At 50.9% G+C, this 20,620-nt stretch carries 14 protein-coding genes and 1 pseudogene; 5 read left to right on the top strand and 10 right to left on the bottom strand.

Annotated elements, in window-relative coordinates:
• Positions 1–5: 5 nt before the first annotated feature.
• Genes HCR03_RS04110 through HCR03_RS04100 form a run of 3 tightly spaced genes read right to left on the bottom strand, consistent with a single transcriptional unit; the run spans position 6 to position 3,702 of the window.
• Positions 6–761 (bottom strand): head maturation protease, ClpP-related, encoded by a 756-nt coding sequence (locus tag HCR03_RS04110; RefSeq protein ID WP_187036758.1) that lies wholly within the window; start codon positions 759–761, stop codon positions 6–8.
• Positions 758–2,008 (bottom strand): phage portal protein, encoded by a 1,251-nt coding sequence (locus HCR03_RS04105; protein ID WP_187038002.1) that lies wholly within the window; start codon positions 2,006–2,008, stop codon positions 758–760. The genes HCR03_RS04110 and HCR03_RS04105 overlap by 4 nt, the downstream gene beginning before the upstream one ends.
• Positions 2,008–3,702: a terminase large subunit gene (locus HCR03_RS04100; RefSeq protein WP_187036756.1), complete on the bottom strand. Its 1,695-nt coding sequence runs from the start codon at positions 3,700–3,702 to the stop codon at positions 2,008–2,010. The genes HCR03_RS04105 and HCR03_RS04100 overlap by 1 nt, the downstream gene beginning before the upstream one ends.
• A 257-nt stretch (positions 3,703–3,959) precedes the next feature.
• Between HCR03_RS04100 and HCR03_RS04095 the strand changes: the two genes are divergently transcribed.
• Positions 3,960–5,447 (top strand): ATP-dependent nuclease, encoded by a 1,488-nt coding sequence (locus tag HCR03_RS04095; protein ID WP_187036754.1) that lies wholly within the window; start codon positions 3,960–3,962, stop codon positions 5,445–5,447.
• A 175-nt stretch (positions 5,448–5,622) separates the two neighbouring features.
• Here the strand turns inward: HCR03_RS04095 and HCR03_RS04090 are convergent, their stop codons facing one another.
• The 7 genes and pseudogenes from HCR03_RS04090 to HCR03_RS04060 form a co-directional block, all read right to left on the bottom strand.
• Positions 5,623–5,847, bottom strand: a complete 225-nt coding sequence (locus HCR03_RS04090) for a DUF4314 domain-containing protein (RefSeq protein WP_207727264.1) — start codon at positions 5,845–5,847, stop codon at positions 5,623–5,625.
• Positions 5,840–6,829: a virulence protein gene (locus HCR03_RS04085; protein WP_187036749.1), complete on the bottom strand. Its 990-nt coding sequence runs from the start codon at positions 6,827–6,829 to the stop codon at positions 5,840–5,842. Before HCR03_RS04085 ends, HCR03_RS04090 begins: the two co-directional genes overlap by 8 nt.
• Before the next feature lie 91 nt (positions 6,830–6,920).
• Positions 6,921–8,183, bottom strand: a complete 1,263-nt coding sequence (locus HCR03_RS04080) for a site-specific DNA-methyltransferase (protein WP_187038000.1) — start codon at positions 8,181–8,183, stop codon at positions 6,921–6,923.
• Positions 8,158–8,769: a hypothetical protein gene (locus tag HCR03_RS04075; RefSeq protein WP_187036747.1), complete on the bottom strand. Its 612-nt coding sequence runs from the start codon at positions 8,767–8,769 to the stop codon at positions 8,158–8,160. Before HCR03_RS04075 ends, HCR03_RS04080 begins: the two co-directional genes overlap by 26 nt.
• Positions 8,770–9,134: 365 nt before the next feature.
• Complete coding sequence (locus HCR03_RS04070) at positions 9,135–9,488, bottom strand: HNH endonuclease (RefSeq protein WP_187036745.1); 354 nt, start codon at positions 9,486–9,488, stop codon at positions 9,135–9,137.
• Positions 9,489–9,712: 224 nt separating this feature from the next.
• Positions 9,713–12,229, bottom strand: coding sequence for a phage/plasmid primase, P4 family (locus HCR03_RS04065; RefSeq protein WP_228725095.1), 2,517 nt, complete (start codon positions 12,227–12,229; stop codon positions 9,713–9,715).
• A pseudogene (locus HCR03_RS04060) lies at positions 12,226–14,157 on the bottom strand (bifunctional 3'-5' exonuclease/DNA polymerase). Before HCR03_RS04060 ends, HCR03_RS04065 begins: the two are co-directional and overlap by 4 nt.
• Positions 14,158–14,433: 276 nt before the next feature.
• Here HCR03_RS04060 and hsdR point away from each other — a divergent pair.
• Genes hsdR through HCR03_RS04040 form a run of 4 tightly spaced genes read left to right on the top strand, consistent with a single transcriptional unit; the run spans position 14,434 to position 20,620 of the window.
• The gene (gene hsdR, locus HCR03_RS04055; protein WP_187036742.1) at positions 14,434–16,788 is read left to right on the top strand and encodes an EcoAI/FtnUII family type I restriction enzme subunit R; all 2,355 of its coding nucleotides are present in this window, start codon (positions 14,434–14,436) and stop codon (positions 16,786–16,788) included.
• 18 nt (positions 16,789–16,806) lie between these two features.
• On the top strand, positions 16,807–18,249 hold the full coding sequence (locus tag HCR03_RS04050; protein ID WP_187036740.1) for a type I restriction-modification system subunit M: 1,443 nt from the start codon (positions 16,807–16,809) through the stop codon (positions 18,247–18,249).
• A complete protein-coding gene (locus tag HCR03_RS04045; protein ID WP_187036739.1) occupies positions 18,246–19,841 on the top strand; it encodes a restriction endonuclease subunit S in 1,596 nt (531 codons plus the stop codon). The genes HCR03_RS04050 and HCR03_RS04045 overlap by 4 nt, the downstream gene beginning before the upstream one ends.
• Entirely contained in the window at positions 19,838–20,620 is a 783-nt protein-coding gene (locus HCR03_RS04040; RefSeq protein WP_228725094.1) for an ImmA/IrrE family metallo-endopeptidase, read from the top strand. Before HCR03_RS04045 ends, HCR03_RS04040 begins: the two co-directional genes overlap by 4 nt.

The following is a 20,620-nucleotide window of genomic DNA, read 5'->3' as shown; positions in this document are numbered from 1 at the left end:
ATATGTTATTTTAAGAGATTTAATCGCGATTCACGCTCTGTGGCGGATGCTTTTGGAAGCGGCTTCTTTGCGGGGAATTTGCTTAGAAGTGAATTTTGAACCGCCATACGGGAGAAAATCAGCCCGCCGGAGGTATCCTGCGGCGCGGACTCCGTATAAAGAATGCCGTCCGCAAAGTGAAGCTCCACCGCTTTTTTGGCGTTCATCCATGTTTCGTCGTTCATCATGCGGGAGATTGCGGCGCGCGACTGCCCGGATTTCGTTTCGTAGGCGTTGATGATGGATTCCTTTACTTCATCGAGCATTGCCTTTGCCCGAAGCATTTCGTCCCCGTCCCCGATGGCGACGGTCGAGGGATTATGGATCATCAGATTGGAAACCGGAGACATGAGCACCTGGTCGCCCGACATGGCGACGACCGAGGCCGCCGAAGCGGCAATGCCGTCAATTTTCACGGTCACTTTGCCGGAATACTCTTTGAGCACATTGTAAATCTGCGCGGCGGCGAACACGTCCCCGCCCGGAGAATTGATCCAAACTGTAATGTCGCCGGAGCCAGAGAGCAGATCGTCCTTGAACAGCTTTGGCGTGACCTCGTCGCCCCACCACGTTTCGTCGGCAATAGCGCCTTCCAGATACAGAGTGCGCTCGTCACCGTCGTTTTGAACGAAGTTCCAAAATTTGCGGCGAGACGCCGCTGGCAATTCGCGCCTTGGAGTCGGTGCGTTCTGCGAGCCGTTCGCCTGCGACTGTACATTCATGAGCCGGAACCCCCTTTGTTTTCTGAGGATTGTTTCATATACGCCGCGCCCGCGTCGGCCAGCTTCACCATATTGCCGTTGACAAGATAGAGGTTGCCGCCCTCTTCCGGCGTAATTTCATTCATGTTCTCAAGCCGCCGGATGTCGTTTGCCGACAGCCAGCCGTTCTGCCGCCCGATGGCGTATCCGTTCATGCGTGTGGCGTAGTCGCCGCGCAACAGGCCATCCAGATTGAATTTGATAAAAACGGAGGCTTTTTCGGACGGCAGAAGCAGGGACTGGTTCATGGTCTGCTCCCAGCGCACCACCCACGGGTCGAGCGTGTATTTCACAAATTCCAGAGACTGCTGTTCGATGTTCGAAAAGCTGCTTTTTTCAAGATCTCCTACCATATGGGGCGGGATACGGAAAATGCGGGCGATTTCGTCGAGTTGGAATTTGCGGGTTTCCAGAAACTGCGCTTCCTCCGGCGGCACCGAAATCGGGTGGAATTTAAGCCCTTCCTCTAAGACGGCAATCCGGTGAGCCTTGTTACCGCCTTTGTAGAGCATTTCCCATGCCGCTCTGATCTGATCGGGATGCTGCAGCGTCCCCGGATGCTCCAGAATGCCGCCGGGATTGGCGTTGTTGGCGAAAAAAGAAGCGCCGTAATCTTCGGTTGCGATCGCCATACCCACCGCGTTTTTGGTGAGCGCGATGGGCGAATAACCGACCAGCCCGTCAAAGCTCAGGCCGGGAATGTGCAGCACGTCGTCTTTGGAAAGCGTCACGCCGCCGCTTTTCTCATTAGGGCGGCTTTCATCCGTGTTCCGCCAATAGGTGTAGTAAATCTGCCCGTCCGGACCGCGCCAGACATCCGTCTTGTTGGGGAGAAGAGGGTAAAGCGCCAGCACCCGACCGCCGCCGTCCCGAATAATCTGCGCATAGGCGTTGCCCCAAAGGAGCAGGTGGCTCATGAGCGTTTCGCGGAAAACAAAGCTGGTCATTTCCGGATTCGGCGCGTTGTGCAGGATGTTATACAAAGAATGGCCGGGCAGGAGTTTGGAACCGTTCTCCTCATAGCGGTAAACGTGAAGCGGCAGGCTCGCGATGGCCTCCGAAATCACGCGGACGCAGGCATACACCGCCGCCGTCTGCATGGCGGTGTTCTCGTTGACGAAGGTACCGGAGGTGGAGCCGCCCCAGAAGAAGTTTTTCGAGGTGGAAAGGCTGTTCTTGGGATCCTTTTTCCGTGAAAAAAAGCCCATCAGTTCCACCCGTCCTCTCCGTACATCAACAGGCTGTGCGTGTCGTACACGCTGACCGGCAGCGCGCCTTCATTGCGGATGGCACGGTCCAGCGCCATAATGAGCGCCACTACGCCGTCGATGCGCTCGGTCGCTTTCTGTTTGTTTGGCTTGATATTTCCGGCGGCGTCGGTGCTGACGCAGAGGTTATCCGCCATCCAACGCAGGGGAGGATTCCCTGCATGGGCGATCTTCCGCTCCAGCGTCAGGCGCATCAGTTCCTTTGTCGCCGGGGACATATCCTTAAAACCCTGCCCGAACGGAACGACGGTTAAGCCCAGCCCCTCCAGATTCTGAGTCAGCTCCCACGCGCCCCAGCGGTCATAAGCGATTTCTTTTATGTTGTAACGTTTGCCGAGTTCCTCGATGAATTTCTCTACAAAGGAGTAGTGAATGACGTCGCCTTCGGTGGTATTCAGGAATCCCTGCGCTTTCCACATGTCATAGGGCACATGGTCGCGTCTGACGCGGGTTTCGAGCGGTTCCTCCGGTATCCAGAAAAACGGCAGGACGACGTATTTATCCTCTTCATCTTGAGGCGGAAATACCAGCACGAACGCCGTGATGTCCGTGGTGCTGGACAAATCCAAACCGCCGTAGCAGATTCGCTTTTCCAGAGACTTCGGGTCGAATTTAAAGTCGCAGCTATCCCACCGCTCCATGTTCATCCAGCGGACGGACTGCTTCACCCACTGGTTGAGGCGCAGCTGGCGGAAAATATTCTCGTTGACCGGATTCTGCTTCGCGTCCTCAAAGGACTGACGCATCGTTTCCATGGTCACCGTGATGCCGAGGGACGGATTCACCCTGCGCCACACTTCCTCCGAAGTCCAGTCCTCATCGTCGGCGGCGGAATAAATCACCGGGTAAAAGGTGGGGTCGATGCGCTTGCCGCGCAGAATGTCCTCGGCCTTCTGGTGCATTTCCCAGCAGATGGAGTTGCGGTCGGTTCCGGCTGTGGTGATGATGAAATGCAGGGGCTGTTCGCGCGCGTCGCCTGAGCCCTTTGTCATGACGTCGAACAGCTGCCGGTTCGGCTGGGCGTGAAGCTCATCAAAAATGACTCCATGAGCGTTCAGGCCGTGTTTGGTGTATGCGTCGGCGGATAATACCTGATAAAAGCTGTCAAGCGGCGTGAAGGTCAGGCGTTTCTGCCCAATGTTCAGCTTCATCAGCTTGCTCAACTGCGGGAACTGGTCGACCATGTTCACCGCCACATCAAACACGATGCTCGCCTGACTGCGGTCGGAGGCACAGCCATAAATCTCGCCGCCGTGCTCCAGATCGGCACAGGTGAGCAGCAGCGCGACCGCCGCCGCAAGCTCGGATTTGCCCTGCTTTTTCGGAATCTCCACATACGCGGTTCGGAACTGGCGGCATTCGTCGAATTTGCGGACGATGCCGAACAGGTCGCGGATGATCTGCTCCTGCCAGTCGATCAGTTCGAACGGCTCGCCGTACCAGCGACCTTTTGTGTGACGCAGATTGTTGACAAAATACACTGCAGAGTCCGCAAACCGTTCTTTATATACCGAACCCACCGCCTTGAAGCGGGACGGTTTGTAGTTTTTCAGGGTTCTGAAATCATCCACAGCACCACCTCCGAGAATGAAAAAGGGAGTCCTTTTCGGGACTCCCGGCAGGCTTATTATCATTTTTATGCGGCGAGTTCCCCCATTAGGACGCCGGACAGCCCATAAAAATATAGATTTCGATAGACAAGCTGACAGTTTCAGCCGGTAGGCAGGATAATCGTGCAAATTGTTGAAAAAGAAATGGACGAAGCAGTGAAATAGTGGTAATATGGGAATATAATGTAGAAATGTTGGAAGAAATCGGTCAGCTTTATTAAATTTGCATTATAGCAAAAATAGGAAGCTCGCCCAACGGTAAGTTTGAATGGAGCATACTTATGAAGACGATAACAATAGAGAAAACAAAAAGTATACAGCACTTAAAATTCACTATTCCTCAGAGTCATGGCGTTTATTTATTAGTTGGAGCTAATGGTTCAGGTAAAACTACACTTTTAGTCTGCTTAGAGAGAATATGCAACCCAAATGGTTTCGCGCGTGGGTTTAGTGCCTCCAAAAGTTTTGAAGCCGTTGATCAATATAAAAATTCGTCGATTAAGTATGAAATGGATGATCCACCAATATGTCTCCTCTTTCGTAAAAAAACTGCAAGATGGGCAGTGTCTCCCAAGGGAAAAAGTGGATTGCTATGCTATTTTGGTTTTTCATCAAGCGTTTTTATTAAAGCAGATTCAAATCGCATAAATATTACTGAAGATGAAATACGAACCGGAACTTTTGAGCCGGCTGACGCTCAAATAAAACAGGTGCTTAACGAACTTTTCGAAACTAATAAATTTACTAATTTAAAAAGGCTAAAAAATTCAAATGGCCGTGGTCGCACGACTAGATACTTCTATGTTATTCGAGAAGGAGCCGATCAATATTATTCGGAAAAACGCTTTAGTACAGGAGAATTGGCACTATTAAGGCTGGTTGAAAAAATATCAAATGTTGAGTCAAATGCATTGGTGCTTATTGATGAAGCAGAAATGGCCCTCCATCCAAGAGTGCAAAAAAGACTTCTTGATTATCTTAAGCGTATTGCAACAGAGAAGCATATTACAGTTTTCATTTCAACGCATTCTATAACAATGATCAAAGCGACTCCTAAGAGCAATATTTTATTATTAGAAAGCGAGGGTCGTGGCAGATATCATATTACCACACCATGTTATCCAGCAAAGGCAATCGGAAGCGTAGATTATATGGATAATGTAATTTATGATGCGGTTTTCTTCGTAGAAGATGATATGGCGCGTTTGCTTTTTAAAAAAATGCTTAAAGTGTGTTGCGAGGTTGACCGTAGATTTTCAACAATAACAAATTGTATCATTCCGGTAGGAGGATATGAACAAACATCTCTACTTGCGATCAATACAAATACGCAGTTATTGGGTAAATCTTATGTATGCGCTGTTTTAGATGCTGATGTATTTTCTGAGGCACTCCAGACGAATAAAAAGATGCAAAAAATATACGAAATGCATCAATCTATTATTTTTAATCTAGGGTGTACTCCTGAAATATGGATGATAGAAAAGCTTGAAAATGGTGATGTGCAAGTTTTAACAGCGTTGAGAGAGAGATTCCATTATGAAGTAACAACAGTTATCCATTCATATGAATATCTCTCATGCAACTCTTCCAAGCCAAGAAAGCTTGCAAAGCAAAAAATGGATGTTGTTATTAAACAATTTTCAGAGGCGTGTGGTGATTCTCGAGAGATTGTTTTAGATGCTTTTGCCCAAATACTTATTGATAAGGCATATAGTATCGGACAAATACGGGCAATTGTAGCACCGATACTGGCCAATGTAACTTGAGTTTCCTATTGTGAGTAGGACAAACAATAAAAAACCACTTTACATAAAAGTAATGATCTGATCTTAGGTGACGCCGTGACCACCTTGAATCTTCTTTTGGCATCTATAGTACTTTAAACTGCTCATTATGTTCATAACGCAAGCCATTATTTCTCATTGCCTTTCCAGTGGGGAATTATACAACTCCAAATTCATCCACCCCTGGAATCAGGCTTAGTGAGGAGCCGCAGTCCCACTCGCACAGGATATTTCCGGCATCATCCACGTCGCGAACCGTCGCGCGGTCGCCGGGTTGAATCTTGGTGTAGGGGTCATCCATTGAGATAAGCTCAAGCCGTGTTCCGGCGGGGTATTCCCGCCGGAGACGCTCGACTGTTTCTTTTGAGGGAAAGTTATTCATGGGCGACATCTGCTTCTTCGGCCACGTTTGCGCCCGTGTCGGCGGCAGGTGCGGTTTCTTCCTCCGCCGGGGCGGTAAGCGCCGCCGGGTTTATTTCGCCAGCGTCCGCGTCGTCAGCGGGATCACTGGCTGCCTTTTTCTCCGGTGCGCCGTGCCGCCACGCGGCGTTCCCAGTGAGGTTTTGGAGCAGAAGTTTCCGTGCCAGCTTGTAATCGTCGCCCACCATTCCGAGGCCGATCAGCCACACCCGCATGGTAAAGCGCGGGTTTTCAAATTCGTCCTGTACCTTCGCGGTTACGCGCTTTTTCTCTTTTGCCGTTTTGCAAAGGGCGGCGATGAACTGCGTGTATGCGCTCACCGTGTCGCCGTCGAGACCGCCGGAAAACCATGGGAAGCGGAGTGTCTCTCCGGTCGGTTCGATGGGCAGGTCATCCGTGCCAAGGGCGGTTTTGATGAGCGCGGCCTTGCTCGCGGCCAGTTTCGTGAGGTTATCCAGTTTTTCCGGTGTAAAGCCGTCCGCCGGAACTTCAATGACAAGGCGGTCAGGTTCTTCCGGCGTTTCAATTGTATCGGGCGTTTCCTCAAGGGGTGCGCCGACAATCGCAAATTTGACGGAATGTTCGCCGTTTCCGCTTGGCTTGCTGTAGATATCCCTCCCCTCATGGGTGAAATACATTCCGTATCCTGCGGCGCGGGCTTCTTCATCGGTATCGAAGCGGTCCTCAATCAGCAGGGTGCCTCGCGGTGTGATGAAGTGCAGGGTCTGGTACGGTTCCGGTTTAAATCCGTGTCCGGCAAGAGCGGAAAGAAGGCACGGGTTATATTCGCCGCTGACCGTTCCGTCCTTATCTACCGTGTAATCGCCGACTTCGTAGCCGAAGCCCGGTGCGCCGAGGTATTTCATCGGGGCATTGAGAATTTCGCTGATTGCTCCGGTCAGCCTTTTGCGTTCCGAGCCTGTTACGTTAAACCTGAATTCCATTTTTGTTACCTCCGAAAATTCATATTTGTGCGTTTCCGCAGTACCATTCATCACTCTTTTCGGGGGTAAAATCAAGTTGAAATACATGGGTTTATCCTTCAATTTCGTTGTATGCCAGCTTTTCTCCGCCGCGCAGAAGAAACACGCCTTCGTCACTTTCGAGAAATTCGATGTAGCGCTTTACGATCACATCGCAGTATTTCGGGTCAAGCTCCATGGAACAATTGACACGGTCGGACTGCTCCGCCGCGAGCAGCGTGGTGCCGGAGCCGCCGAAAAGATCGAGCGTCACATCGCCGGTATGGGAGGAATTTGTGATTGCCCGCCCCGCCAGCGCAATGGGTTTCATGGTCGGGTGTTCCTCCGATTTTTTCGGGCGGGGAATCTGCCACAGGTCGCTCTGCTGGCGATCCTGCAAAGGGCAGAGGCGTTTTTCGCCGTCGAGCCAGCCGTACCAGATCGGCTCATACTGCGTGTGGTAATCCTTCCGCGATAAAACGAGCGAGTCCTTCGCCCAGATGATAGTGGACGACCAGTGAAAACCGGCCTCTTTCATGGTGCTCATGGCCGTGCCCCATTCCTGCGCCGACATCACCATGTAGACCATCGCGCCCGGTTCGCAGACAGAAGCCATCGATTTGAACGACGAAAGCAGAAATGCGTAAAACTGCTCCTCAGTCATTTTGTCGTTGAGAATCTGCCGGGGCTTCCAACTGGGATGTTTCGCGTCGCCGCCGTAATCCACGTTCCACGGCGGGTCGGTAAAAACCATCCGGGATTTTTTGCCGTCGAGGAGCCGCGCGACCACGTCCGGGTCTGCGCTGTCCCCGCACATGAGACGGTGCCTGCCGAGCAACCACACGTCGCCGGGCCGGGTGACCGGCTCTGTGATCTTCGCCGCTTCGGCCTCGCTGTCGAAATCGTCCTCGACGATTTTACCGTCCTCGCGGTTCAGCTTCTGGTACAGTTTATCGATCTCCGGGGCTTCAAACCCGGTAATGTCAAGTGAAATGCCGTACTGCTCGATGTCCTTGAAAACTTCCGCCAGCTTTGCAGTATCCCAGTCGCCGGAGATCTTGTTCAGCGCGATATTGAGCGCTTTTTCCCGCGCCTCATCCATGTCAACGACGACGCAGTCGATTTCGTCAAAGCCCAGCTGCCGCAGAATCTTGAAGCGCTGATGCCCGCCGACGATATTTCCGGTGCGTCGGTTCCAGATGATCGGCTCGACATAGCCGAATTCATCCACCGAGCGCAGCAGCTTTTCGTATTCCGGGTCGCCCGGCTGCAAATCCTTGCGGGGATTGTATTTCGCCGGATTCAGCTTTTCAGCCGGGATTTTTTGTATCTGCATGGAATCCATCGGGAGGCTCTCCTCTCGGTTTTGCTTTGCGCCTGCGGCCGCCGATGATGACCGCCAGCAGGTCTTTTTCAGGATTCGTCACCAATTGCTCGCTGTTGCGCGAAACGATATCCCAGATCGGCTCCCACGTTGCCAGCACGTTTTTCTGCATTTTCAGCATGGCCTCGGCAAAGTCGGTGATCTCATAGGTTTCGGCGGGCTCTTTTTTCAGCCCCTTTTTGATTTTGACAACCGTGGCCGTTTTGCCGAGCTCATACTGCGCGTGGAGCAGGTAGTATTTCGCCATCGCGTAATCGGCAATCAGCGCGGCGGGGACCAGATGCAGGCAGCCGGAAGGCTCCAGATATTTGACCGTGTCGGTATACAGTTCGGTCGGCGTGGGGATGCTGGGGCGGTTCTCCTGCTCTCGCTTCTCCATGACGCGCAGATACGCGGGCGGCTCGTGCGGGTCGACGCCGCCGGTGCTCGTGAATTCCACTTTTTTCAAAGGCCGGTGTCCCGGATTTCCCGCCGCCAGCTTCTCGGCGAGCGGCTTCGGTTTGCGCCCCGCGCCCTTCCTCGCGCCTCCACTGGGCATAGCGCCGCCTCCCTTTTTTGAAAAGTGTCTTTGCATGTATATGCGGCTTTTTTTCAAAATGTGCCCGCTTTTTCCGCTCTTTTTGTCGCGGCCTGTCCCGTCCTGTCGCTGTCCGCCGCCCGCGTCTTTCCGCCAGATTCCCGAAAATCTCCGGGATTTTCCGCGCAGACAGCCTGTACGCTTTTTGAAAAAAAGCTGACTCTTTGAAAAAACAGCTTGTCAGGCCGTTTTTCAAAACGAACAAAGCCCCGAAACATCAGCGCTTCGGGGCAATTCTGATATTTTTGAATTCGCGCGTGTCGCGCGCGAAGGCCTGCCGCGCTGTCCGCAAGGCAGGGCCGCAGAGATTCAACCGCCCCCTGGGGTCAGCGGCGGGAGTTTTCAGCCGCGATGGTAATCGCGGAGTGGCAGGATTTGCAAAGCGACATGAGATTCGACTCCTCATGGGTGCCGCCTTCGGCGATTGGCTTGATGTGGTGGACTTCCTCGGCGGGGACATAGCGCCCGGCCTTGAGGCACTGCTCGCAGAGCGGGTGCTTCGAGAGATACAGGGCACGAATGGTTTTCCAGCGCCGCCCGTAGATCTTGTTGGAATCGGGGGCGCGGCGGTACTTGTTATACTCGCGGTTTGCCTGCGAAGCGTGAACTTCGCAGTACCTGCCGTCGGTTAGGTTCGGGCAGCCGGGGAAGGTGCAGGGTTTCTTCGGCTTATGGGGCATAAGGACACCTCCGGGTAAAAATCGGACAGGCACGGACGGATCAGACGGACTTTAGATAGGAATATCAATTCCTTTTATTAAGTTTAAGCATATTTTTTCTTTGGCGCGTTCATACGCAAAGAATGCGCGGACTCCGTTCGGTACGTTCGGGCGGCGGCAAGACTGAATAAAATCCATCCACGGGTATCTTCGGCGTCCGTTCACGGTGCGTTCGGGAAGAACCGTCACTCTGAAAGCCGGACGCCGACCCAGACGTGCCTGCGGGTGACGTTGTCCCGTCCACGGGACAGCCCCTGTATCGCCTCCAATTCGCGGTTGAAACGGATTTGAGAGACAGGCTTCAGCGCGTTTGCGGAACAGTATTCCTGATAGGCCGAAAACAGATCTTCGCTCATGCAGGTGTATCCGCCTTTTATTTCACAGCATTCCCCGACAAAAGCCAGCGCACTGCTGTTCTCTGCTTTGTAGCTCGCGAGTTCCGCCTTCGTCCGCTGAGTTTCGGAAAACCGGTAGGAATTCTCCTTCAAATGCCGAAGCCCGGCCATTGACCACGCCAGTATGCCGTCGGCCTCGGCGGCCAGTTTTTCTTTCAGATTCGGGTCGCGCTTATCCTCCGGTATCGCCTGGTCAAAGCGAATCAGCATTAGGCGGCGGTAAAAGCCGTCCGAGCGGTCGGTGTAGCTTTTGGGGACACTGTTGCAGGAAAACAGTAGCCGCGCAAACGGCTTGAAAGAGAAGTATTCTTTAAATTTATGCTGTGCGGAGATATAGTCCTCGCCGGTGATTGCCTTGAAGGTTCCCGTGTCACGGATATTCTCGGACGGGAGGTCGGCGAACACATTCGCCAGTTTGCCGAAAAGCTGGACCGTTGCGAATTTCTCGTCCAGCGCCTGCCAGGTCAGGGTGGATACATTGTCAGCACCGAGCAGCACGTCCTGCACCACGGACAGGAACGTCGATTTTCCACTGTCGCCTTTTCCTACAATTACAAACGATTTCTGCGCTTTGTTCACCGGAACGAGAAAATATCCAAGAATCTCCTGTATCAGCGGGACTTCGCTTTCCGGCAGGATGTCGGAAAGATAGCGCATGAAAATAGGGCACTGTGCCTCCGGGTTATAATTTCCGCCCAGTCGGATTGTGGACAGGTATTTCGGGTCGTGCGGCAGGAATTCATCGGTCATCACGTTGTACAGCCCGTTTTTAAAATTCATGATGTAGGGATTTACATTGATCTCACGCACTGTTTTGTCGACCAGCACCTGCCATTGCCAATCCGCATCCCGGATTTCAGCCGCCAGCGCGTAGCGCGCGTTCATATAGGAACGCACCTTGCGCTGTGCGGTCTTGTCGTTTTTCGGCAGATACACGCCGTTTTCATAGAAATAGTAGCTGTCGGCACAGTAAAAAACATGCTCGTTCTCGGCACAATGGTCGGCGAGCACGCCGGGTAGGAAATTCCACTTTCCTTTTTCGGAAACCTCATACCACGCGGGAATCTCGTTCCCGCGCCGTTCCTTGCGCGCTTCCTGCGTCGCCGAAAAAGCTTTATACAGTTCTTTTTGGTAGGCCGGAAGCGTTTTGAGGTCAGCCGCCTTAAATTTAAAGTGGTTCTTGATATTGTCGCCGATAAACGCACCCGCGATTCCGGGGTCGATGTTATACAGGTAATCGTTGATAAACCGGCGCGCCGTATGAATGTCGACGGCGGCCTCCTGCTTGGTTTTGACGGATGCGAGCGCTTTTTTCAGCTCTTCCACGCTCATCGGGTGAAACGCCAGCCCTGCCGGTGATTTGCAGGTGCAGCTGCCGCCGCGCATTTTCGGGCAGACAAAACCATGCTCCGCAATCTTCCGGCAGGTCATCGGTTTGGTGCCGGATTGATAGAAATGGTCGATCTTTGCCTGTGTGGCGTCATAATCGTAGGCCGGATACGGTTTTGACAGCCTGTGGATGATGGCCTCGCCGCCCTCGAAAACCGCCAGATTGGAGATCATGGCGTACCAGTCCGGCTCTGAGAGAGTTTTTGCGTCCCTTTTACAATGCTGAATGAACGCACAGCGGCGGCCCATCAGCACCAGCCCTTTCTGGGTGCCCCGATCTTTAATCGGGGATGAGGCGGCGCGCGGCGGTTCGCTTTCTTCGGGAAGCTCCGGCAGAACAGCTTCGAGCTCTTTCTGGGTATACCGCAGTTCCGGATTGAATTTAATACATTCCACCAGAACCGGCTCTTCCTTGCAGTGCAGAAAGCCCGGGAGACGGAAGACCCGGCTTTCGTTTACGCAAGCCGGGTCTGCTCCGAAATATGCGATCAGCCGTTTCTGGATGGCCCGGAACCGTTCCGCTTTGGCATTTTTCATCAGCCAGTAGCAGTGAAGCGATTTCCGGGTCCTGACGATCAGCGACGCTTCCAGCGGAAAAGCCTGAATTTTCGCCAGTTGCTCTTCCAGCGAAATATTGTCGCACTCCATGAATTGGGCGTTGATGCGGGTAATTTCGGAATCCTCATGCCCGCCGTAGTTGATGACAAAATATATCCCGCGATTCTGCTCGTTGTGGGCTTTGAGCGTATCGACAATTTTGTCGAAATGCCCTTGTTCGATTTTCAGCTTCTGACCGGAAAACGCGTTATCGGGGCGGTCGGAGAAGATTCGCAGGCAGACGGACTCCGCCGGTTCAAAAAACGCGCCGAGGAATTCTCCCGGACTGACCGGAACCGGCTTTAGAGAATATTCACTCACAGGCATTCCTCCAGTTCATGCAACTCCCCAAATCGGGTTCCGGCGGAGGCCTCCGCCACAATCGGCACCGAAAACGCATCAAAAGGCCGCGTTTCCATGCAGTTTTTGATGAAAATAACGGCCTCTTTCAGGTGATTTTCGGGCAGTTCAAAGACCAGTTCGTCGTGAATCTGAAGTAAAGGACAAAGCCACGGACGTTCCGGCAGACCCCGGACAATCCGTCCGAGAGCAAGTTTGAGAATGTCCGCCGCCGTTCCCTGAATCGGTGTGTTCATGGCCACGCGCTGCGCGAAGGACTTCACATTCCAATCCCGAGAGGTGATGCCCGGCAGGGAGCGCCGCCGACCGAGCCATGTTTCGGTATATTTGCGGAACTCGGCGCGCTTTTTCGTTTCCTCCTGCCAGCGCGAAAGGCGTGGGTATCCGGCCTTGAGGTTGCGGATAATGCTCTCGCATTCATTGAGCGACACATCCAGCCCGGCCTTGAATTTCAGCGTCTTTTGCAGTCCTTTCGGGAACAGCCCAAAAAAGGTACCGAAGTTGCAGTTTTTGGCGATGGTGCGCCGCTCTTTGTATTCCGGTACGTTTTTATCCTTTGCCTGCTCCAGCGGAATTTTGTAAATGACCGAGGTGGTCTGGGCGTGGATATCCCCGCCGGAGCGGTAGGTTTCAAGCATCTTTTCATCCTTGCAGTAGAACGCGCCCACGCGCAGCTCGATCTGCGAAAAATCCAGCGACAGCAGGATCTTTCCTTCCGGCGCGGTGATAAAATTGCGGACGCCGATATCGTCCGCACCGGCGCGGGGCATGTTCTGGCAGTTCGGATTTTTGGATGCGAAACGCCCCGTTTCTGTTGCCAGCGGCAGCAGATCGGGATGGATGCGTCCGGTAGCCGTGTTGACATATTTGAGGTATCCGTCTATGTAGGTGGATTTAATCTTTCCCCAGCGGCGGTATTCCTGCACCAGATCAAAGAGACGAACCAACTCCGGGCGGTTCTTTTCACAGTGTTCCCTGAGCAGAATGAGCGCCTCGTCATCCAGCGCGTTCTGTTCCTTCTCCGTTTGTTTCACTTTCGGAAGTTTCAGACGGTCAAACAAGTATTTTTTGAAGGCGGCGGTACTGGCGTTCGCGCCGATGGGGATGTCACCGATGATGAATTCAATTGATTTTCGTATTTCCGTGAGATGTTTTTCGGCTTCAATCCGTTTCGCTTTCATTAATTAAACATCGAAAGGAAGCCCGTTATACCGCATCAGGCCAACAAAGACGGCAGTGGGCGACTCGATTTTTTCCGCGATGAACCGATGCTTCGGCAGGAAGCGGTCAAACCAACTGTTTAGCAGATGATACAGCCGAAGGGCATAATCTGAGTCGGCACAGGCATACCGGACGGTGCGCTCCGCCTGCGGATCGAGCTCATCGAAATGAAGGCCGCCGACCGTTTCGGTGTAGGATGGCAGCTGTTCGCCGAAGTATTCCGGTACCAGCATTTTGAGCCCGCAGTCGCCGAGCGACCGGAATTCCTTCTCGTTTTTATACACCAGCTGCGCCGCCGCAATGGTGTCGTAGCAGGGCTCCTGCACCACGATGCCGCGCGCGTACAAAAATGCGCTTTCAAACGCGAGGTTATGGACGACCTTGGTGACGGAGGGATTCATGAAGAGCTCCGGTTTTAGCCACGCCCAGATTGCCTCCTGATCGACGGCGTTTTCCCCGACGCGGTGCGACAGCGGTAGATAGACGGCGTCGCCTTCGGTCACCGAGAAGCTGATGCCGACGATATGCGACTTGTGCGCGTCCAGCGCGGCGCGGTCATCGTTCCGGTATGCGTCATCCGGCGCGGTTTCAAAGTCGAAAGCGACGAGGGGTGCGTCGGACAGGTAGGTTTGCAATTCTTCCAGCGCGAGGACACATCTGTATTCCAAACTGACAATCCCTCCTAAAACGGCAGTTCTTATATGTTTATGAATGTCGAATTCAGAATAAATGTTGTCCCCACCAAATGCTTAGAATATTACATTTTATACCATATTTAATTGCCATTCACTACGATATGAGCTACAATATAAAAGTTAAAGTAGCTGTAATAACTGCATCAAAATTAATAGCAATTGTAAGGTCGCTGCTTTTACAAGCTCTATAAAAAATTACAGAAAACCGATATTTGGTATAAACAAAACTGTAATGGGGTGAACGATAACATGAATAAAAAGCAGTTGTCTGAACAGGAAATCAGGACACAGTACATCACCCCTGCAATTAAGGCTGCTGGATGGACAAACGGACAAATCCGCGAGGAATATGCAATCACTAAGGGGCGTATTATCGCTCGCGGAGGTACTTATAAGCGTGACAAGGCCAAATACGCAGATTATTTGCTTTTTTATAAACCACACATCCCATTGGCCATCGTGGAAGCAAAAGATAATAATCACGCCGTATCAGATGGTATGCAGCAGGCGCTGGACTATGCAGAGCGGTTGCTTGTTCCGTTTGCTTTCACTTCCAATGGCGATGGCTTTACATTCCATAATCGGATGGCTGCGCCGGGTGACGCGGAGCAATTTGTTCCTTTGGATAAATTCCCAACAGCAGAGCAGCTTTGGAAAATGTATAAAACCGGCACGAACTTGTCGGATCAACAGGAAGCCATCATTGAAGAACCCTATTACACCCAGAGGGAAGACCGGACACCGCGTTATTATCAGCGCAATGCAATCAACTTGACCGTTGAGGCAATCGCGCGTGGACAAAACCGTATTCTCCTAGTTATGGCGACCGGAACCGGCAAGACATTCACTGCATTCCAGATCATCTGGCGACTGTGGAAAGCCGGAGTAAAGAATCGCATTTTATACCTTGCTGACCGCAACGCACTGATTGATCAGACTTATGTAAATGATTTTTCCCCTTTCAAAGATAAAATGACGATCGTTCGCAACCGCAAGGTGGACAAATCCTACGAGATTTATTTGGCACTTTATCAGGGCCTTACCGGGGAGGGCGATAAGGAGATATTCAAACAGTTTAGCTCCGGCTTTTTCGATCTGATTGTCGTGGACGAATGTCATCGCGGCAGCGCAAAAGAAGACAGCGCATGGCGCGCAGTGCTGGAGTATTTCTCCGCAGCCACGCAGATTGGTCTGACGGCTACTCCCAAAGAAACAAAAGACGTTTCAAATATTGACTATTTCGGTGAGCCGATTTACACCTACTCTCTTAAGCAGGGCATTGAAGACGGCTTTCTCGCCCCATATCGTGTCATTCGCGTCACTCTCGATAAGGACGCCGAAGGCTTTCGTCCCTACAAGGGACAAACTGACAAATTTGGCAACGAAATTGTCGATCGTGAATACAACACCAGCGACTATGACCGAGAGCTTGTTTTGGAGCAGCGTACCCGCATGGTGGCAAAGGTTGTTTCAAATTACATGAAAAAACATGATTTGCGTTACGATAAGACCATTTTCTTCTGTGTGGATACGGAGCATGCAGACCGTATGCGGCAGGCGCTTGTGAATGAGAACACCGACCTTGTTAAAGAGGATGAGCGCTATGTGATGCGTATTACCGGAGACGACGACATTGGTAAAAAGCAAATTGACGCTTTTCGGGATGTTTCCAGCCGCTATCCGGTGCTTGTCACAACATCAAAATTACTGACTACTGGCATAGATGTACAGATGGTCAAGTTTATTGTCTTGGATGCGGAGATTAAGAGTCCAACTGAGTTTAAACAGATCATTGGTCGTGGCACCCGTGTGCGGGAAGACCTTGGAAAGATGTTTTTTACCATTTTTGATTTTCGCGAAGTAACCCGACATTTTGCTGATCCGGACTTTGATGGTCCAGTGGAGCAGAATGACACTTTCACGCCGTCTGAAGATGGTCAAATCCCCGATTTGCCTAACGATCCGCCACAGGGTGGCGACCAGCTTACTGATGGCTCGGACACTCCAGAAGGCGGCGACGATAATCCCCAGCATGAGCGCCGCATGAAATATTATGTTGACAATGTGGAAGTGACTGTGCTGAAGCAACGTGTCCAGTATATCGACAAGGATGGCAAGTTAATTACGGAATCACTTACGGATTATACCCGTCGCAATGTGCTTGACCAGTACGCCACGCTGGATGATTTTCTTTCGGCGTGGAACAGCGCAGAGCGTAAGCAGGCGATTTTGGATGAGTTTGCCAAGCGTGGAGTGTTGCTGGAAGAATTGCAGGAGCAGGTCGGGCAAGAGTTTGACCCCTTTGATCTTGTGTGTCACATCGCATATGATCAGCCGCCGTTGACTCGCAGGGAGCGGGCCAACAATGTTAAAAAGCGAAATTATTTTGCAAAATATGGTGAAAAGGCTCAGACTGTTCTAAATGCACTACTTGAAAAATACGCCGAGATCGGAGTCGCCGATCTGGAAAGCATGGATGTGCTGAAGGTGAATCCCATTAATCAATTCGGTAATCCCATGTATATCTTAAATCGTATTTTTAAAGGAAAAAAGAATTTCGAACAAGCGCTGCATGAATTGGAGCAGGAGCTATACGTCGCATAAATTTTGGAGGATGCTAAGATGGCCGTTTCAGGTACTACAAAAGCACTTAAAGATATTATGCGCATCGACGCAGGAATTAATGGCGATGCGCAGTATATTGAGCAGATCACATGGATGTTGTTTCTCAAGGCTTTTGATTTTAAAGAACAGGAATGGGAGACAACCGACGATGATTATTATCCTGTCATCCCTTCCAAATATCGCTGGAGCAACTGGGCGGATGACCCGGAAGGTATCACCGGCGATGCATTACTTATTCATATTGATGCTATGTTCACGGATTTGCGTGAACTGGATACGAGTAACGATCCAAAGCATCGCAAGTGGCTGATCCGCAGTATTATAGAAGGCGTCAACAATTTCATGAAATCTGGCACACTGCTTCGGCAGGTCGTGAATAAGATCAATGAAGAGATCGACTTTTATTCCATGCCATCCGGTCACCTGTTCAATGGACTGTATGAAACCATGCTGAAAGACCTGCAGAGCGCAGGCAAGGCGGGGGAGTTTTATACGCCCCGCCCGGTGACACACTTTGTTGTCGATATGGTGGCCCCAAAACTGGGGGAAACCGTGCTGGATCCAGCCTGTGGAACAGGCGGCTTCCTGACTAGTGTGATCGACAATTTCACGGTCAATACCACCGAGGAATACCGGATGCTGCAGCAGACAATTCGCGGAATTGAAAAAAAGCCGTTCCCTTACCTGTTATGCGTAACCAATCTAATTGCTCACGGAATCGATGTGCCGGATATCCGTCATGACAACACCCTGCGTACACCGACCACGGACTATACTGCAAAGGACAAAGTTGATGTCATCGTCACGAATCCGCCTTTCGGCGGCGCGGAGGAAAAGGCAATTTCTCAGTCTGTTCCCGCCGAGTTGCGTGATACGGAGACCGCCGATCTTTTTTTGGTACATATGATGGTATTGTTGAAGGATGGTGGGCGCTGCGGCATGGTTTTGCCGGATGGTTTTCTGTTTGGCACCGGCGTGAAGTCTGCCATAAAAAAGAAACTGTTGGAAGAATGTAATCTTCACACTATTGTTCGTCTGCCGAAGGACGTATTCGCTCCTTATACCAATATCAACACAAACCTGCTGTTTTTCCAGAAGGGCACACCTACCAAAGGCGTTTGGTATTATCGCTTGGAAATGCCTCAGGGATATAAGCACTTTTCCAAAACCCGGCCCATGTTGCCAGAGCACTTTCAACCTGTGCGGGACTGGTGGAAACACAAAAAGGAAAGCGACGTTTCTAAGTATATCCCAGTGGAAGACATTATCGCCGCCGATTACAATCTGGATTTCTGCGGATTTCCGCACGACACGGAGAAGATTTTGCCTCCAGATCAGTTTATTGCACAATATTTGAATGAAAAGGCCGTGCTTTCTGCCCGCATGGAAGATGTGTTGGCACGAATTTCTGCTGCTTTGGGGCAGGAGAAGATTGAATGAAAGCCTCTGAATTGAGAAAGTCCATCCTACAGGTGGCGGTGCAGGGCAAGTTAGTGCCACAGGATAAAAACGATGAACCTGCATCCGAACTGTTGAAACGGATACAGGCTGAAAAAGACGAACACATTAAGGCAGGTAAGCTGAAAAGAGGAAGGCCCCTGCCTCCCATTACTGGGGATGAAATTCCTTATGATTTGCCGGAAGGATGGGTCTGGTGCAGACTGAACAATTTCTGTGATGTACGCGATGGCACACATGACACACCAAAATATGTTTCGGACGGTTTCCCGTTGATAACAAGCAAAAATTTAAGTGATGGGCAAATCAGCTTCGAGAATGTGAAACTAATTTCAAACGAAGATTTTGAAGCGATATCACAACGTTCAAAAGTTGATATTGGCGATATCTTATTTGCGATGATAGGGAGCATTGGGAATCCAGCAGTAGTTGAAAGTAGCAAACCGTTTGCAATCAAAAATGTTGCCCTTTTTAAACCATATAGACAGGATTCATTTATTACGAAATACTTTTTTTATTTTTTGGAGTTAGAGCAGGAACAAATGAAACGGATATCTTCCGGAGGGGTTCAGTCTTTCGTTTCATTGAATTTTTTGAGGAATTACCTTATTCCTGTTCCTCCCCTTGCCGAGCAGCAGCGTATCGCATCCAAGGTGGACGAGCTGATGGCATTGTGTGATGAACTGGAGGCCGCTGAAAATGAGCAGGACGCGTTGGAAAAGCATTTGGCAGAAGATTTGCCAGAAAGCATTTTACAATCAGCAGTACAAGGTAAGCTGGTGCCGCAGGATAAAAATGACGAGCCTGCATCCGAACTGCTAAAACGGATACAGGCTGAAAAGACCGCGCTCATCAAGGCAGGAAAGCTGAAAAAAGAAAAACCACTGCCACCTATTACCAAAGATGAAATTCCTTATAATTTACCGGACGGGTGGGTTTGGTGCAGGTTGGGAGAAGTTAATAATTTTATTATGGGACAATCCCCCGCTGGAAATAGTGTTTCTACCGACAATCAGGGACTCGAATTTCATCAAGGAAAGGGTTTTTATGGAGAGAAATATCTTCAAAAGTCTAATCAGTTTACCTCTTCTCCTCGCAAAATTGCACCACCCAATAGTATTTTATTAGCAGTTCGCGCGCCTGTTGGTGATGTTAATATTACCAAGCGAAAAATATGCATAGGGCGAGGGCTATGTGCATTATGGCCTCTTGGAACGATGAATATAAATTTTATGTTTTACTGGTTACAAGCACAGAAACAGAATTTTGTACTGAAAGCGACTGGAACTACCTTTGCAGCCGTAACAGGAGAGGTGGTTAAAAACCAAATTCTTCCACTCCCTCCCCTTGCCGAGCAGCAACGCATTGTTGCCAAAGTGGATGAACTGATGGCGCTGTGCGATGAGTTGAAACATGTTGACATGCAACCGATGAGCTACAGCAAAGTGGTGCCATTCCCCTCCGCCATCGAAGCAACCGCACAACCGGTTGCGATGGCAGCACGCGGTGATGTTAATAATCTGTCTGCTCAGGCAAAGCAGGCAATAGAGGATTTGTTTGTGGAGGATGAATGATGGAGGCGGCCTATGATCCTGCAGCCAAAGCCAAGCAGGTGCTGGAAAGCATGGGCATTACTAACCCGCCGGCAATGCATCTTGACGAAATAGCACAGATGCAGCATATCCGCGTCGGGAAACAAAATCTGCCGGACGATCCCAAGCTTAGCGGTCTGCTGCTATTTTGCGGGGAAAAACGTGCCATCCTGATTAATACGCATATTTCAAACTCTGGGCGCATCAACTTTACATTTGCTCATGAACTGGGGCATCATTTTTTGCAGCATACTCCAACCTACTATTTGGACGGGCAACGGGGCTTTCGCTGTACAGTGGAAGATGTGCAAAACGGCGGTCGTCCGAAAGAAGCTGAAGCCAATCGTTTCGCTTCCGTGTTCCTCTTGCCAGAAGACCAGTTCCGCCTTGCGATGGTTGGTTCTGCGTTGGATTACACACTGATTGCCACTCTTGCCCGACAGTTCCGTGTTTCTAAACATGCCTGCTGCAACCGTCTGCTGGAATTCACACGAGAACCCTATATTGTGATTCGCAGCCGGGGCTATGCAATCACAGAAATCCGCACCTCTGCCGCTGCCCGTCGTAAGTTGCCCAAGTTGGAATCTATCCCACAAGGAACATTTGCTTACGAGGCGATTACTGAAAATAAGAATCAGGATGCCTTTGATGAAATCGACGCAGCCAAATGGCTGTCAGGTTCAAATCTACCTCTTCACCTTTACGAATGGACACGCGGCTCGTGGCCAGATAATATATCAATGACAATTTTGAGATGGTGA

The sequence above is a fragment of the Caproicibacter fermentans genome (assembly GCF_014303955.1).
Classification (GTDB): domain Bacteria; phylum Bacillota; class Clostridia; order Oscillospirales; family Acutalibacteraceae; genus Caproicibacter; species Caproicibacter fermentans.
Note: the sequence above shows the minus strand (reverse complement) of the source record. Positions and strands in the feature narration are given on the sequence as shown.